Here is a 13561-nt window from a genome sequence, read left to right as displayed (position 1 = left end):
AAGGGCTTTCCCTATATAAAAGGACGACCAAATGAAAAAACTGCCGCTGTTGCTTGCTACGCTCCTGACCGCCACCGTCGTGATGGTGGGTTGCTCGAAGAAGGAAGATCAATCGGCCGCTCCGGCCGCCGATACCACGGCATCGGCTCCGGCCGCCGCCCCGGCGGATAGCACCGCCCCGGCAAGCGATGCTGGCGCCGCCATGGCACCGGCTTCGGACGCAGGCGCTGCCGCCCCGGCTCCGGCCTCCAACTAACGCCGCTCGGCGTTGCCGCGGGCTTCGATCGGGCATACGGTCGATTCTGCGCTGCGCCACAACGACTACGCCCCCTGAACTCATTTGAGTCAGGGGGCGTAGTCGTTTTCCTGCCGGGTTACCGCGTGACGGCTTATTTGATGGTGGTGGTCACACCGCCGTCGATCACGCCGTACATCTCCACTTTGCCCGTACCGCCGCTGCGCGCCGACGAACTCGAATCGCCCGTGCCGCTGCCAGTGTTGGCGCAAGCGCCGAGCATGAGCGCCACCATCAGCGCGCCCAAAATGCTGAAATTTCGTTTCACGTCGTTCACGTCAATTCACTCCTTATCTCGCCCGGGCATCTGTGCCGGACATGTTACGCATCGTTCGACCGCAACCAGGTGACATCGGTTCGCCACGTGGGCATCTTACCCTCGCGAGCGGCGCACGGTGGGCGAGACAGCGGCCCATGCGTCGCCGTCCTTGCGGCGGCGCGGCAACGCGTCGAAAATGGCGGGGCTCGTCGTTCAGCACGGGGTCCATATTGTGGGCCACGTGATGATTCATCGCGTCGATGGACGCCCTTCTAGCCCATTTCCACGCCTTCCTTCCCCGGTCAATGCCGCTGACTCTCCAGACTCTTTCTCGCCGTAGCGCCCGCGCTGCCGTGCTGTCCGCGCTGTCCTTCACGCTTCTCTCGACAGTTGGCTTCGTCGCCAGCGTCCACGCAGCGATCTCCGTCAAAGACGACACCGGTGCGACCGTGACGCTGCCCGCCCCGGCGCAGCGGGTCGTGAGTCTGGCGCCGCATGCCACCGAGTTGCTGTTTGCCGCAGGCGCAGGCGATCGCGTGGTCGGTGCCGTCGCGTACTCCGATTACCCGGAAGCCGCACGTCGCATCCCGCGCGTGGGCGACAACAGCGCGCTCGATCTCGAACGCATTCTGGCGCTCAAGCCCGATCTGCTGGTGGTGTGGATGCATGGCAATTCGCAGCGGCAAGTCGAAGCGCTGCGCCAGTTGAAGTTGCCGGTGTTCTATTCGGAACCGAAACATTTGACCGACCTGCCCGACGCCATCGAGCGTCTGGGTGCGCTCACCGGCACGCCCGCGAAGGCACAGGCCGCCGCCAACGCGTTCCGTGCGCGTTACGAGGCACTGCGCATGCAGTATTCATCGCGCGCGCCGGTGCCGGTGTTCTATCAAGTGTGGACGCAGCCGTTGATGACGCTCAACGGCACGCATATGGTGAGCGACGTCATCCGGCTGTGTGGCGGCGTCAATGTCTTCGCCGACGAGCCTGCGCTGGTGCCGCGCGTGTCGGTCGAAGCCGTGCTCGCGAAGCGCCCGGAAGCGATGTTCACCGCAACCCCCGGGGCCACGAAGTCGGACAAGCCGCTCGCCACGCTCGATAGCTGGCGTAAGTGGACGCAACTTCCTGCCGTCGCGCACAACAACTTATTCGGTATCGACGGCGATCTGATCAACCGGCCCGGCCCCCGCATTCTCGATGGCGCACGCACGATGTGCGAAGACCTCGATATCGCGCGCGAACGGCGCACCAAGGCGGCGGCGCAGTAGTCTGTCAGCCGTTCCAGCGAAGCAGGCAGGCTTGCCCGTCGTTGCTCACGCGCAAGGCGCAAACTGCGCCGAAATCGAGCGCCCACGACAAACACGCCGTGGGCGGCATACCGAGTGCGGCTGCGGCATGCAATCGCATGGGGCCAGCATGTGTCACCGCGACATGCACATCGCGGGCCGAGTCTTTAGTCGTGGCCAGCACCGCCTTTGCCCATGCGGCCATGCGTGAAGCCACGTCGTGCGCCGACTCGCCACCCGGGGGCGAAAACCCGGTAACGTCGTTGGCCCACGCATCGAGTTGGTCACGATCAATGGTGTTCCACGCCTGCATTTCCCACTCGCCGAAATGCATTTCCGACAAGCGGGCATCTTCCGTGACCGGCATACCCAACGATGCAGCGATCGACTGTGCCGCGTCTCGCGCACGCTGCAATGGGCTGCTATGGATGGCCAGGGGACGGCGGCCGTCGAGCAGCGTCACCAGTTTCTGGCGCATCGCTGCCACCGTGACGTCGAACTTGGCGGCATCGACCGGCAAATCGGTCTGACCGTAGCAAACGCCCGGCGCGACATCGGGCGGCGGATGCCGCAGCAGAATCAGATCCATGCGCACACCGTCAGATACAGAGCGAGTTCGCCAATCTGCTGCGCAAAGCCCAACGTGTCGCCGGTATAGCCGCCCAAACGACGGCGCAGATAGCGAATGAACGCACCGCGCAGCACGACGAGCACCACCGCGCCGGTGACGCCCGCGCGCCAATCCGGCCAGAATGCCCACGGCACGCTGCACGCCACGCCGAACAGCAAGCCATTCAGGCTCAAGCGCTGCGCTACCGGTTTCGCTTTGCCCTCGGGGCGCACATAGTCCAGCGCACGCAGCAAACTGATCGCCATACAGCGGCTTGCCGCATGCGCACCGATCAGCACGATGGCGAAGCCGCCCCATCCGAACGCAGCTTGCACATCGACCAGCGCCTGCCATTTGATCGCAAGCGCCAGCCATAGCGCGACCGCCCCGTATGTGCCGATGCGCGAGTCGTGCATGATCTCGAGCACGCGTTCGCGCGCGAACGCGCCGCCGAACGCATCGACGGAATCGGCAAGACCGTCTTCGTGAAACGCGCCCGTGAGCAGCACACTCACGGCCAGCCCCAGCGCGATCGCCAGTCGCGGCGACCAGATCATTCCCATCGCCACCGTCAGCAACGCGACCAGCAAGCCGACAAACACGCCGACCATCGGGAAGAAGCGTGTCGCGGCGTTCAACTGCGCAGGCGAATAGCCCACCCAAGCGGGGATCGGGACGCGCGTGAAGTAGCCGAGCGCCGTCAGGAACAGCCGCAGTTGCTGCTTGCCCCAATCGTCGTGCATCGGTGCACCGGGTGCCGTGGGCACCAACTCATGCGCCGACGCCTCACCGGGCGGTGTCGATTTATCGCCGGACAGATCGCCGGACGGATGATCGGACGGATCGGGGGCGGGGGTCGTCATGCCGTAGGGGCGTCGCGATCGCTCACGCCAGCGCCCTCGAACGTCGCCATGTCGCGCAAAAAGGCGGCGGCGGCCTGAATCAGCGGCATGGCCAGCGCAGCACCAGTGCCCTCACCCAGTCGCAGCCCCAATTGCAGCAGCGGCGCCGCGCCCAGCGCATCGAGCATGGCGCGGTGGCCCGCCTCGTCGGACGCATGCGCAAAAATGCAGTAATCGAGTACCGCCGGGGCAAGGCGCGCTGCCACGAGCAGTGCCGACGTGCTGATAAATCCGTCGACCACGATCACCAAGCCGAGCTTGGCAGCCGCCAGATACGCACCGGTCATCATCGCGATTTCAAAGCCGCCGAAGGTGGCCAGCACATCGAGCGGATCGACGTTTGCGCTCATCGGATGGGCTTCGAGCGCCTGCGCCAACACGGCGGTCTTGCGCGCAAGACCCGCGTCGTCCACGCCCGTGCCGCGTCCCACGCACGCCGCGAGCGGCAAGCCTGTCAGACGTTGCATCACACAGGCCGCGGCCGATGTGTTGCCGATCCCCATTTCGCCGAACCCGATCATGCGCGTGCCGCGCTGCGCATGCACAACGACGCGTGCAGCACCGGCAGCCAGCGCCGTCTCGAGTTGCTCACGCGACATCGCGGGGCCTTCGAGAAAGTTCTGCGTGCCGCGCGCGACGGGAATATCGACGAGCGACGCATGCGACGGGAAGTCTGCCGCTACGCCCGCGTTAATCACTTCCATCTCAATCTGATTGGCACGGCAGAACACATTGATCGCCGCCCCGCCGCGCAGGAAGTTGAGCACCATCTGCGCGGTGACCGCTTGCGGATAGGGACTCACGCCCGAGGCCACAATGCCGTGGTCGCCCGCGAACACGAGCATCGCAGGGCGCGAGAGGTCGGGCGTCAGGCTTTGCTGAATGCGGCCGATTTGCAGCGCAACGCGCTCCAATGCCCCCAGACTGCCGGGCGGCTTGGTCTTGATATCGATGGCGTGTTGCAACGCGGCGTCCATCGCCGCGGACGGTGCGGCAACGTCGAACAACTCGGCCAGCAATGGGCTGTATGCGGTGTTAGCGGTCATGCGTGAGACTTCCTGAAACGAATACTAGAGACTGGCGGGCACTATCGGGCGCCATGGGCGCAGCGGGCAGCGCTTACATTTCCACGCCGGGTTGTGCGCGAATGCCCTGCGCAAATGCGTGCTTGACCGGTGTCATGTCGGTCACCGTGTCGGCCACATCGACCAGCGCCTGCGGTGCGCCGCGACCGGTAATCACTACGTGCTGCATCTCGGGGCGAGCTTCGAGATCGGCGATCACCTTGTTCACATCGAGATAGCCGAGCTTGAGCGCGATGTTCAGTTCATCGAACAACAGCAGACCGAACGAAGCGTCGTTCAGCATGCGGCGCGCTTGCTCCCACGCCACTTCGGCTTTGGCGATGTCGCGTGCACGGTCTTGCGTGTCCCACGTGTAACCCTCGCCCATCACGTGAAACTCGCATTCCTCGGGAAAGCGGCGCAGGAATTTCTCTTCACCGGTCGGAATCGCCCCTTTGATGAACTGCACCACACCGGTTTTCATACCGTGCCCCATGGCACGCACCACCATGCCGAAGCCGGAGCTGGACTTGCCCTTGCCGTTCCCGGTGGTGATGACGAGCACGCCGCAATCGTGCTGCGCCTGCGCGATCTTGCCGTCGATGAGCGCCTTCTTGCGCACCATGCGGGCACGATGGCGCTCGTTGCGGGCCGCTTCGGCGCTCTCTGCGTCGGGCGTGGCGTTGGGATCGAACTGCGGCGTCTCTTGCGTCATGAACAGCACCTGTGAAAGCAAGCGCGCGGCGCGATGCCACGCGCGGAATATAGGAAAGAAGACGGCGCCTTAGCCACGGCGTGCGGGCACCAAGGCCTCGTCGTCGCCATCGCGAATCAGGCGCAGCGGATAGCCGAACGCATCGCTGCAATATTCGGCCGTGAGCACCTCGTGTACGGGGCCAGCACGCCATGCGCCGCGCCCGTCGAGCAATAGCGCATGCGTCGCAAAACGACGCGCGAGATTCAAATCGTGACAAGAGAAAACGACAGCGGCATCGTCGCGTGCCGCGTGCTCAGCCAAGCGCTCCAGCGCATCGATCTGGTGATGCAAGTCGAGATGGGAAATCGGCTCGTCCAGCAGCAACAGCGGCGTCGCCTGCGCGAGCACGGCCGCAAGCGACACCCGTTGACGCTCGCCGCCCGAGAGCGTGGTCACGTCGCGCTGCGCAAACGTTTCGAGGCCGACTTGCGCCAACGCGGTCATGGCCGCAGCAATGTCGTCCTCAGATTCCCACGCGCCCCAGCGGCCTTGCGCCAAATACGGATGGCGGCCCGCGAGCACGACTTCAAGCGCGGTGGCACCGAAAGCGTCTCGCGTTTGCTGCGGCATCAGCGCGCGCACCTTGGCGAGTGCGCCGACACGCCATTGACTCAGCGGCTTGCCCGCGATGTCGATGCGCCCTGACGCGGCGATGGCATCGTCGCGATGCGGCGTCGCGTCGATGCTGCGCAAGCCCGCCAGCGTGCTGAGCAGCGTCGTCTTGCCTGCGCCGTTCGGCCCCGCGAGACACCAGCACTCACCGGGGGCGACCGCAAAGTCGATCCAATCCACCAACGTTCGTTCGCCCGCGCGCAGTGTCAGCGCGTGGGTATGTAGCAGTGGTGTGGGCGAATTCGGCTGCGCCACAAGCGTGGACACACTCATCGCATCACCCGTCGCGACAGCAGCCAGAGGAACATCGGCACACCGATGATCGCGGTAATGACACCGACCGGCAGTTGTGTCGGCGCGACGATCGTGCGGGCGATGAGATCGGCCACCATGAGCAATACACCGCCCGCCAACGCTGCGGCGGGTAGCAGCATGCGCTGATCGTTACCGAAGCGCAGCCGCAGAATATGCGGCACTACGAGACCGACGAAGCCGATACTGCCCGCCGTGGTCACGGCGACAGCGGTCGCCAACGACGCCGCCAAATAAATTCGCGCGCGCAGCGGCCCGACCGATACGCCGACCGCCTGCGCCACGGCTTCGCCACGCAGCATCACATTGAGCCGATGGGCAACGGGGCAAACGATAAGCAGGGTCGCGGCCAGCGCCAGCAAGGGCAACGTCGCCCGGTCGACGCCGTTCAAATCGCCGGTCAGCCAGAACAGCATGCCGCGTAGGCTGGCGTCGGGGGCGAGCGTGAGAATGAGCATCGCGATGGCGCCGAAGCCAGCCGCCATCATCACGCCGGTCAGCAGAAGGCGCGCGCTGCTGTCCTGTTCGCCCGGACGGAAGAAACTGCGGTGCGAGAGCGCCATCACAAGCGCAATCGCGGCTAATGCCCCGAGAAACGCGCTGGTCTGCACCCAGAAGAAGGGCAACATCAGCGCAAGCGACGCCAATGCAGCGACGGCGGCACCGCCGGAAATGCCCAGCACGTAGGGATCGGCGAGTGGGTTGCGCAGCAGTGTCTGCATCAACGTGCCGGAGACGGCCAGCAAACCGCCACAGGCAAACGCCGCCAGCGCACGCGGCAGACGCAGACGCCAAACGACGTCGCCCGCGAGGCCGACGTCGTGGCCGAGTACCAGGCCGCCGATCTCGCGCAGTGAGACGGGCACGCTGCCCAGCATCAACGATGCGACGAGCACCGCCAGCGCAAGGCTGGCGAGTGCCGTCCAGATGGCGAGGGCGCGACGCAGCGTCATGCCGCTACGCCCTGCCAGGGCGATGCGTCAGAACTGCTTCCAGCCGAGCGTGACGTAAATCGCGCGCCCGATCGTGTTGTAGGCATATACCGTCTGGTAGTTTTTGTTGAAGACGTTGTCCAGATGCGCCGAGACGTACCAGGATTTGTCGATATCGTAACGCGCTTGCAGGTTCACGAGCGTGTACGCGCCCAGATGCTGGCCGCCGGTGTCGTAACGCTCGCCACTGTAGAACACGTCGCCGCCGAAGGTGAACTTGTCGAAAGTCTTCGACAGGCCGACCGAGCCGAACTGCTTGGCGCGGCGCGCGAGTTGCTTGTCGGCATCCAAGTCGGTCGGGTTTTGACGCGTGAACGAAGCCCGCACATCGACGCCGAAAATCGGGCGGCCCGTGTAAGTCAGTTCAAGCCCTTCGACACGCGCCTTCGCCACGTTCGAGGCGGTGTACGGGAAGACGGTCAGACTCTGAATCAGGTTCGTGTACTTGGTCTGGAAACCCGTCAGCTTGACCAGGCCCAGACGCTCGCCACCGTTGAACTGCACACCGATTTCCTTCGAAATCGAACGCTCGGGTTGCAAGTTCGGGTTGCCATAGCCCGGATAGAACAGGTCGTTGAAGGTCGGCGCACGGAAGCCGTCCGATGCGTTGGCCATGAACTTCCACATCGGCGTCAGGTTGTAGCCGTAGCCCACCCAGTAACTGTTTGCACCGCCAAAGTCGGAGTACACGTCGCGACGCACGTTGGCCTGCACCTGATGCTTGCCGAAGGCGCCTTCGTAACCGATGTAGCCGGAATCGACGTGGCGGTTGTTGCGGCCGTAGTTGGTGCTGCTCTCGACGGTCTGTTCCAGACGGGTGTAACCCGCGATCAGCTTCTGGTCGGGCATGAACGCGTATTCGTTACCCCAGTCGATTTGGTTGCTCGACGTGTGGAAGTTGCCGTTGCCTTTGTCGTTCAGATAGCTGTAGCTGTAGTCGTCGCCCTGCGTGACCGAGAAGCGCGTGCTCCATTTGTCGGTGACGTTGCCCTTCGCATAGCCCGAGATCTGACGCACACGCGCGTCGGTGTTGTTCAAGTCGGTCGGCTTGCCGTACGCGTTGTCGTAGCTGCTGCTGCCGTCACTTTGGAACAGGCGCGCGCCCACTTCCCACGTGTCGCCGAGCTTTTGCGAGATGGACGCGCTCACGCTCGTGTTGTCGTCGCCATTGCGGTTCGGATTCACGTTCTTCGGATAGAAGCGCGGGTCGATGGCCGAGATGCCGTTCGTGTGAAAGCGCGACACGTCGAGCGAGAAGTTGGTCTTGCCGTCGTTGAACGACCCGGCGATACCGGCGTTGGCCTGCGTGGTGTTGTTCGTGCCGTAGCCAATTTCCGCATAGGCGCGCGGCGGGCCGCCGTCGCCCTTGCGGGTAAAGATCTGAATCACACCGCCCACGGCTTGCGAACCGTAGAGCGCCGACACGTTGCCGCGCACGATTTCGATGTGGTCAATTTGCGACACCGGAATTTGTGCGATGTTGGTCGTGCCCGTGGTGGCCGAGTTGACCGGCACACCGTCGATGAGCACAAGCGATGCGTTCGAGGCCGCGCCGCGCATGAAAATGCTGGCCGACGTGCCGAAGCCGCCGTTCTGCACGATCTCCACGCCGGCCTGGCCGCGCAGCAGCGTCGGCAGGTCTTGCGCCTGGCTTTGTTCGATATCTTCGCGCGTGATGACGGAGGTGGCGGCGAGCGTGTCGGCGAGCTTTTGCTCGGTACGCGAGGCCGTCACGACGGTCGTCTTGAGCTGGGCGGCGGTGGTGTTGTCGCTGGTCGCGGTGTTGGCTGCGACGCTCACTGGCGCAGCCGTTGTGTCGGGCGACGGTGCCGATGCGGCCGACTGGGCGTGCACAGCGAAGCTGAAGGTCGCCGCGAGCGAGGCGCAAGCGAGCGCGACAGCGCGTGGGGCAGGAACAAAAGCGGGCGCGAGCTGCGCCATAGCGCGGACGTGGGAGCGCATGATCTGGTGTGACTTCCGTGGTTTTCTTTTTTTGCCTTGACCCGTTCCCCCGCGGGTCGTCAGCGCACGAGGAGCGCCGGTGACAGGTCACGGATGCGAATCTCACGGCATGGCATGAATTCGCATCGGCACATGAAAACGACGGCAAGCCGCCAGCGGCAGCGCCGGGCGGCATGGCTTATCCCCACTCGCTCGGCCGGTATCCGGGCTGGTCATCGTCGCGCCTGACCGGCCTTCCCACAAGCGAATAACTTGCAGTGGCGATTGAGGCGAGGTGCGTTTTCGGAAACCTTTATGGCCGAAATGATGACTTACCGTTGCGGGGGCAGCACAGGTTGGCCAGCCCGTGTGGGGGCGCGGCTCCCTGTTTCCCGTTTAACTGCGCATGCCGGGGGGCGTGCGCGAGCACCGAAGCGCCGCAAGTGTAGGGGTCAATCGAACGAGCGTCAATGCTCGTTCGTCGGGCATTGGCCGCCGATTCCGTTAGAATGTAGGGCAATTATGAGGACGCAGCCCGATGCTCACCGATCTCGACAATCTCACCGACAAAATTGAACAGTTGGTTGTGATAAGCCAACGTTTTCATCAACACAATCAGGCACTGCTAAGTGAGCTTGAGCGCACCCGCGCCGAATGCGACGATACCCGCGCCGCCATTGAACAATTGCGCGCAGAGCGTGACGCCCTGCGTTTGCAGCGCGACCAGCTCGCCGCCAAGATCGACGAGGCTCAGGTTCGCCTGAATGCCATTCTGGAAAAGCTTCCGACGCAAAACCCCGCTGAGGGTCAGATGGATCTGCTCGGTACCCCCGGTGGAGAACACGCATGACGATCAAGCAGCTCGAAGTTCATATCCTGGAACAGTCGTACCGGCTCGCTTGCCCGCCGGAACACGAAGCCGACCTGCTCTCCGCCGTCTCACGTGTGGACGCCGAAATGAGCAAGGTGCGTGCGCAAAGCAGCGTGCGCGGCACCGACCGCATTGCCGTCATGGCAGCGTTGAGCCTGGCATCCGAATTGCTTGCGTTAGAAAAAAGTATTGCTGCTGGACAAGCATTCCCCGCTGAAGAAATTCAGAGTAGAATGCAACGCATGAACGATCGATTGAGTGCTGTGATCGACCAGTATCAAAGCTGAGTCAACGTTGTAAAACACACGCTGTCGTTCGATTCAAAAAGTTAGTTTTCCCTGCCTGGTTCGCGAAAGTCATAGATTCCTTGAACCAATGCTTTGCAGCAGGTTGCGGAAGTTTGTAGCGCTGGCGTGAGCGTCACTCTGTCTGATGAACCCAAAGCGTTACTAACCGCGACCACCTTGAACCTCCCGGTTCAGGATGCCGGCTTAGCGGCTGAGGCGGGGACCCAATACACGGCACTGCGTTCGCGCAGTGCCGTTTTTTTTCGTGCGCGTGCCGTATGCGAGGCATGCAACGCGTGAAGGAAAATAAAAAGGCGGCCCGTAGGCCGCCTTTTTTACTACTGTCGATCGCTGGCTCAGAACTGCGCTTCGCTCAACGACAGCGCCGAATCTGCGCCTTCGGTAATCGATTGCGCGAGGCCAGGCGCCTGCGTGAGGATGTGATCGGCAAAGAAACGCGCCGTACCAATCTTCGCATCGTAGAACGCCGGATCTTCAGCGCGACGCGCCTGTGCCGCCAACAATGCACGGCCCATCTGCCAGCCGCCCAGCACAATCCCCGCCAGCTTCAGATACGGCACGCTGCCGGCAAACACGGCGTTCGCGTTGTCTTGCGTGTTCGCGATGACGTAGTCGACCACAATCGATAGCGCTTCGCGGCCCTTCGCCAGACGTTCCGCAACGCTTTGTCCCACACCGCCTGCGGCGCGCAAATCGTTTTCCGTCGCCGCGATTTGCTCGAACAGTGCACGCGCCACGGCCCCGCCATCGCGCAACGTCTTGCGGCCAATCAGGTCGTTCGCCTGAATCGCCGTCGTGCCTTCGTAAATCGGCAGAATGCGCGCGTCGCGATAGTACTGTGCAGCACCGGTTTCTTCGATGAAGCCCATGCCGCCATGCACCTGCACGCCGAGGCTCGTGACGTCGAGCGACATCTCCGTGCTCCAGCCTTTGACGATCGGCACGAGAAACTCATACACAGCCTGTGCACGCTTGCGCTCGCCCGCGTCGGCGGCGTTATGGCCAATGTCGGCTTGTGCCGCTGCGACGTAAGCCAATGCGCGTGCGCCTTCGGTCAGCGCGCGCATCGTCATGAGCATGCGTTTGACATCCGGATGATGAATGATCGCCACGGCATCGCGCGACGAACCGTCGACCGGACGGCTCTGCAAGCGCTCACGCGCATACGCCACGGCATGCTGATAGGCACGCTCGGCCACGGCAACACCTTGCATGCCCACAGCGAAGCGTGCGGCGTTCATCATGATGAACATGTACTCGAGGCCGCGGTTCTCTTCGCCGATCAGATAGCCCGTGGCACCGCCGTTGTCGCCGAATTGCAGCACCGCCGTCGGGCTCGCCTTGATCCCGAGCTTGTGTTCGATGGACACACAGTGCACGTCGTTGCGCGCGCCCAGCTTGCCCTCGGCGTCGACGTTGAACTTCGGCACGATGAACAGCGAGATGCCCTTCACGCCCGGGGGTGCATCAGGAGTGCGCGCGAGCACGAGGTGCACGATGTTCTCGGCCATGTCGTGTTCGCCGAACGTGATGAAAATCTTCGTGCCGAAAATCTTGTACGTGCCGTCGCCAACGCGATCGGCACGCGTGCGCACCAATGCGAGGTCGGAGCCCGCCTGCGGCTCGGTGAGGTTCATCGTGCCCGTCCATTCGCCTGAGAGCAGCTTGGGCACGTACAGCGCACGTTGCGCGTCGCTACCGGCCGTGAGCAGCGCCTCCACGGCACCGTCGGTCAGCAACGGGCACAGCGCGAACGACAGGTTCGCGGCGTTGAGCATTTCGGTGCAGGGCGTCGCGACGAGTTTCGGCAGGCCTTGACCGCCAAACTCCTGCGGATGCAACACGCCTTGCCAACCGGCTTCGGAGAACTGTTTGAACGCTTCTTTGAAACCCGGCGTCGTCGTGACGACACCGTCTTTCCACGTACTCGGCTGTTGATCGCCGATGACGTTGAGCGGCGCGAGCACTTCCTGATTAAAGCGTGCGGCTTCTTCGAGCACGGCCTGCGCGAGTTCGGGCGAGGCATCCTCGTAGCCCGGCAACGCCGCAATGCTCGACAAGTCCGCCAGCTCGTTCATCACGAACTGCATGTCCTTGATCGGGGCCTGATAACTCATGTCGTTCCTCCAAGGGATTCCGTTTGCCTGCGGATGGTGGCGAATGCCGGGATTCTTGTTTTTATATCGTCTTGTATTTGACCGATTCGGATGAGGACGCAGCGCATTGCCCACCTCATCATGCGAATCGGCTGCGAGGCCAGTCTTACGACTCGCCCCGCAGCACGATGTTTTTCCTACCTGACCTACCCGCGCTTACAGCGCGTTCACCAGTTCCGGCACGACCGTGAACAGATCGCCCACCAGACCGTAATCCGCCACCGAGAAGATCGGCGCTTCCGGATCCTTGTTGATCGCCACGATCACCTTCGAATCCTTCATCCCGGCCAAGTGCTGAATCGCGCCCGAGATGCCCACCGCCACGTACAACTGCGGGGCCACGATCTTGCCCGTCTGACCGACTTGATAGTCGTTGGGCACGTAACCGGCGTCCACTGCTGCGCGCGAAGCACCGAGAGCGGCGCCCAGCTTATCGGCCAGCGGCTCCAGCACCTTCGTGTAGTTCTCGCCCGAGCCCAGACCGCGGCCACCCGAGACGATGATCTTCGCGCTCGTCAGTTCCGGACGGTCCAGCTTCGTCACCTCACGGCCCACGAACTGCGACAGGCCTGCGTCCGGCGTCGCGGCAACGCTTTCCACTGCGGCGCTGCCACCCGTGGCGGCTGCCGGGTCGAAGCCCGTCGAGCGCACCGTGATCACCTTCACCTTGTCGGCGCTTTGCACCGTCGCAATCGCGTTACCCGCGTAGATCGGGCGCTCGAACGTGTCAGCGCTGTCGACCTTCGTGATATCGGAGATTTGCGCGACGTCGAGCAACGCAGCCACGCGCGGGGCGATGTTCTTGCCGTACGCGGTTGCCGTTGCCAGGATGTGCGAGTAGTTGCCAGCGATCGACACCACTTCGTCAGCGATGTTTTCTGCCAGACCATCGGCGAAATACGGCGCATCAGCAAGCAGCACCTTCTTCACGCCAGCGATTTGTGCAGCGGCGTCGGCGGCAGCTTTGGCGTTCGAACCCGCCACCAGCACGTGCACGTCGTCACCACATTGCAGTGCTGCCGTCACGGTGTTGAGGGTCGCGGCCTTGATCGATTGATTATCGTGTTCTGCGATTACCAGAATGCTCATCTCGTCGTCTCCTTACAGGACCTTAGCTTCGGTCTTCAGTTTGTCGACGAGCGTTGCCACGTCCGCCACCTTCACCCCTGCGCTGCGCTTGGGCGGCTCGGCCACCTTCA

The 13561-nt window shown here is 63.3% G+C and carries 14 protein-coding genes, 1 other RNA gene, 1 pseudogene and 1 riboswitch; of the genes and pseudogenes, 5 read left to right on the top strand and 11 right to left on the bottom strand.

Annotation, left to right across the window (positions count from 1 at the left end):
* Positions 1–31 precede the first annotated feature (31 nt).
* On the top strand, positions 32–256 hold the full coding sequence (locus PPN31114_RS23735; RefSeq protein ID WP_150682003.1) for a hypothetical protein: 225 nt from the start codon (positions 32–34) through the stop codon (positions 254–256).
* A 133-nt stretch (positions 257–389) separates the two neighbouring features.
* Here the strand turns inward: PPN31114_RS23735 and PPN31114_RS23730 are convergent, their stop codons facing one another.
* Positions 390–572, bottom strand: a complete 183-nt coding sequence (locus PPN31114_RS23730) for a hypothetical protein (protein WP_150682002.1) — start codon at positions 570–572, stop codon at positions 390–392.
* A gap of 287 nt (positions 573–859) precedes the next feature.
* Between PPN31114_RS23730 and PPN31114_RS23725 the strand changes: the two genes are divergently transcribed.
* Positions 860–1819 (top strand): cobalamin-binding protein, encoded by a 960-nt coding sequence (locus PPN31114_RS23725; RefSeq protein ID WP_150682001.1) that lies wholly within the window; start codon positions 860–862, stop codon positions 1817–1819.
* A 4-nt stretch (positions 1820–1823) separates the two neighbouring features.
* Here PPN31114_RS23725 and cobC read toward each other — a convergent pair whose 3' ends face one another.
* The 7 genes from cobC to PPN31114_RS23690 form a co-directional block, all read right to left on the bottom strand.
* The gene (gene cobC, locus PPN31114_RS23720) at positions 1824–2426 is read right to left on the bottom strand and encodes an alpha-ribazole phosphatase family protein (RefSeq protein ID WP_150682000.1); all 603 of its coding nucleotides are present in this window, start codon (positions 2424–2426) and stop codon (positions 1824–1826) included.
* Positions 2417–3190 (bottom strand): adenosylcobinamide-GDP ribazoletransferase, encoded by a 774-nt coding sequence (locus PPN31114_RS23715; protein WP_246182732.1) that lies wholly within the window; start codon positions 3188–3190, stop codon positions 2417–2419. The genes cobC and PPN31114_RS23715 overlap by 10 nt, the downstream gene beginning before the upstream one ends.
* Before the next feature lie 116 nt (positions 3191–3306).
* Positions 3307–4395: a nicotinate-nucleotide--dimethylbenzimidazole phosphoribosyltransferase gene (cobT, locus tag PPN31114_RS23710; protein WP_150681998.1), complete on the bottom strand. Its 1089-nt coding sequence runs from the start codon at positions 4393–4395 to the stop codon at positions 3307–3309.
* Positions 4396–4468: 73 nt separating this feature from the next.
* Positions 4469–5128 (bottom strand): cob(I)yrinic acid a,c-diamide adenosyltransferase, encoded by a 660-nt coding sequence (gene cobO / locus PPN31114_RS23705; protein WP_150681997.1) that lies wholly within the window; start codon positions 5126–5128, stop codon positions 4469–4471.
* A 69-nt stretch (positions 5129–5197) separates the two neighbouring features.
* Positions 5198–6055, bottom strand: coding sequence for an ABC transporter ATP-binding protein (locus tag PPN31114_RS23700; protein ID WP_150681996.1), 858 nt, complete (start codon positions 6053–6055; stop codon positions 5198–5200).
* On the bottom strand, positions 6052–7047 hold the full coding sequence (locus tag PPN31114_RS23695; protein WP_150681995.1) for a FecCD family ABC transporter permease: 996 nt from the start codon (positions 7045–7047) through the stop codon (positions 6052–6054). Before PPN31114_RS23695 ends, PPN31114_RS23700 begins: the two co-directional genes overlap by 4 nt.
* A gap of 27 nt (positions 7048–7074) precedes the next feature.
* A complete protein-coding gene (locus PPN31114_RS23690; RefSeq protein ID WP_150681994.1) occupies positions 7075–9048 on the bottom strand; it encodes a TonB-dependent receptor plug domain-containing protein in 1974 nt (657 codons plus the stop codon).
* 177 nt (positions 9049–9225) lie between these two features.
* Positions 9226–9476: riboswitch (cobalamin riboswitch) on the bottom strand.
* Positions 9477–9565: 89 nt separating this feature from the next.
* Between PPN31114_RS23690 and PPN31114_RS23685 the strand changes: the two genes are divergently transcribed.
* The 3 genes from PPN31114_RS23685 (at position 9566) to ssrS (ending at position 10412) form a co-directional block, all read left to right on the top strand.
* The gene (locus PPN31114_RS23685; protein ID WP_150681993.1) at positions 9566–9877 is read left to right on the top strand and encodes an ATPase; all 312 of its coding nucleotides are present in this window, start codon (positions 9566–9568) and stop codon (positions 9875–9877) included.
* The gene (locus tag PPN31114_RS23680) at positions 9874–10185 is read left to right on the top strand and encodes a cell division protein ZapA (RefSeq protein ID WP_150681992.1); all 312 of its coding nucleotides are present in this window, start codon (positions 9874–9876) and stop codon (positions 10183–10185) included. Before PPN31114_RS23685 ends, PPN31114_RS23680 begins: the two co-directional genes overlap by 4 nt.
* 45 nt (positions 10186–10230) lie before the next feature.
* Positions 10231–10412, top strand: a non-coding RNA gene (gene ssrS, locus PPN31114_RS23675) — 6S RNA.
* Positions 10413–10541: 129 nt separating this feature from the next.
* Here ssrS and PPN31114_RS23670 read toward each other — a convergent pair.
* From PPN31114_RS23670 to PPN31114_RS23660, 3 genes and pseudogenes are all read right to left on the bottom strand, one after another.
* Positions 10542–12323: an acyl-CoA dehydrogenase gene (locus PPN31114_RS23670; RefSeq protein ID WP_150681991.1), complete on the bottom strand. Its 1782-nt coding sequence runs from the start codon at positions 12321–12323 to the stop codon at positions 10542–10544.
* 195 nt (positions 12324–12518) lie between these two features.
* Positions 12519–13451 carry an electron transfer flavoprotein subunit alpha/FixB family protein gene (locus tag PPN31114_RS23665; RefSeq protein WP_150681990.1) on the bottom strand — a complete coding sequence of 311 codons (933 nt, stop codon included), beginning with the start codon at positions 13449–13451 and terminating at the stop codon, positions 12519–12521.
* Between the two features lie 12 nt (positions 13452–13463).
* Positions 13464–13561 (bottom strand): annotated as a pseudogene (locus tag PPN31114_RS23660) (electron transfer flavoprotein subunit beta/FixA family protein); the annotation flags it as partial.

It is taken from the genome of Pandoraea pneumonica (assembly GCF_902459645.1).
In the GTDB taxonomy this organism is placed as follows: Bacteria; Pseudomonadota; Gammaproteobacteria; order Burkholderiales; family Burkholderiaceae; genus Pandoraea; species Pandoraea pneumonica.
This window is presented reverse-complemented; position numbering and strand designations above follow the sequence as displayed.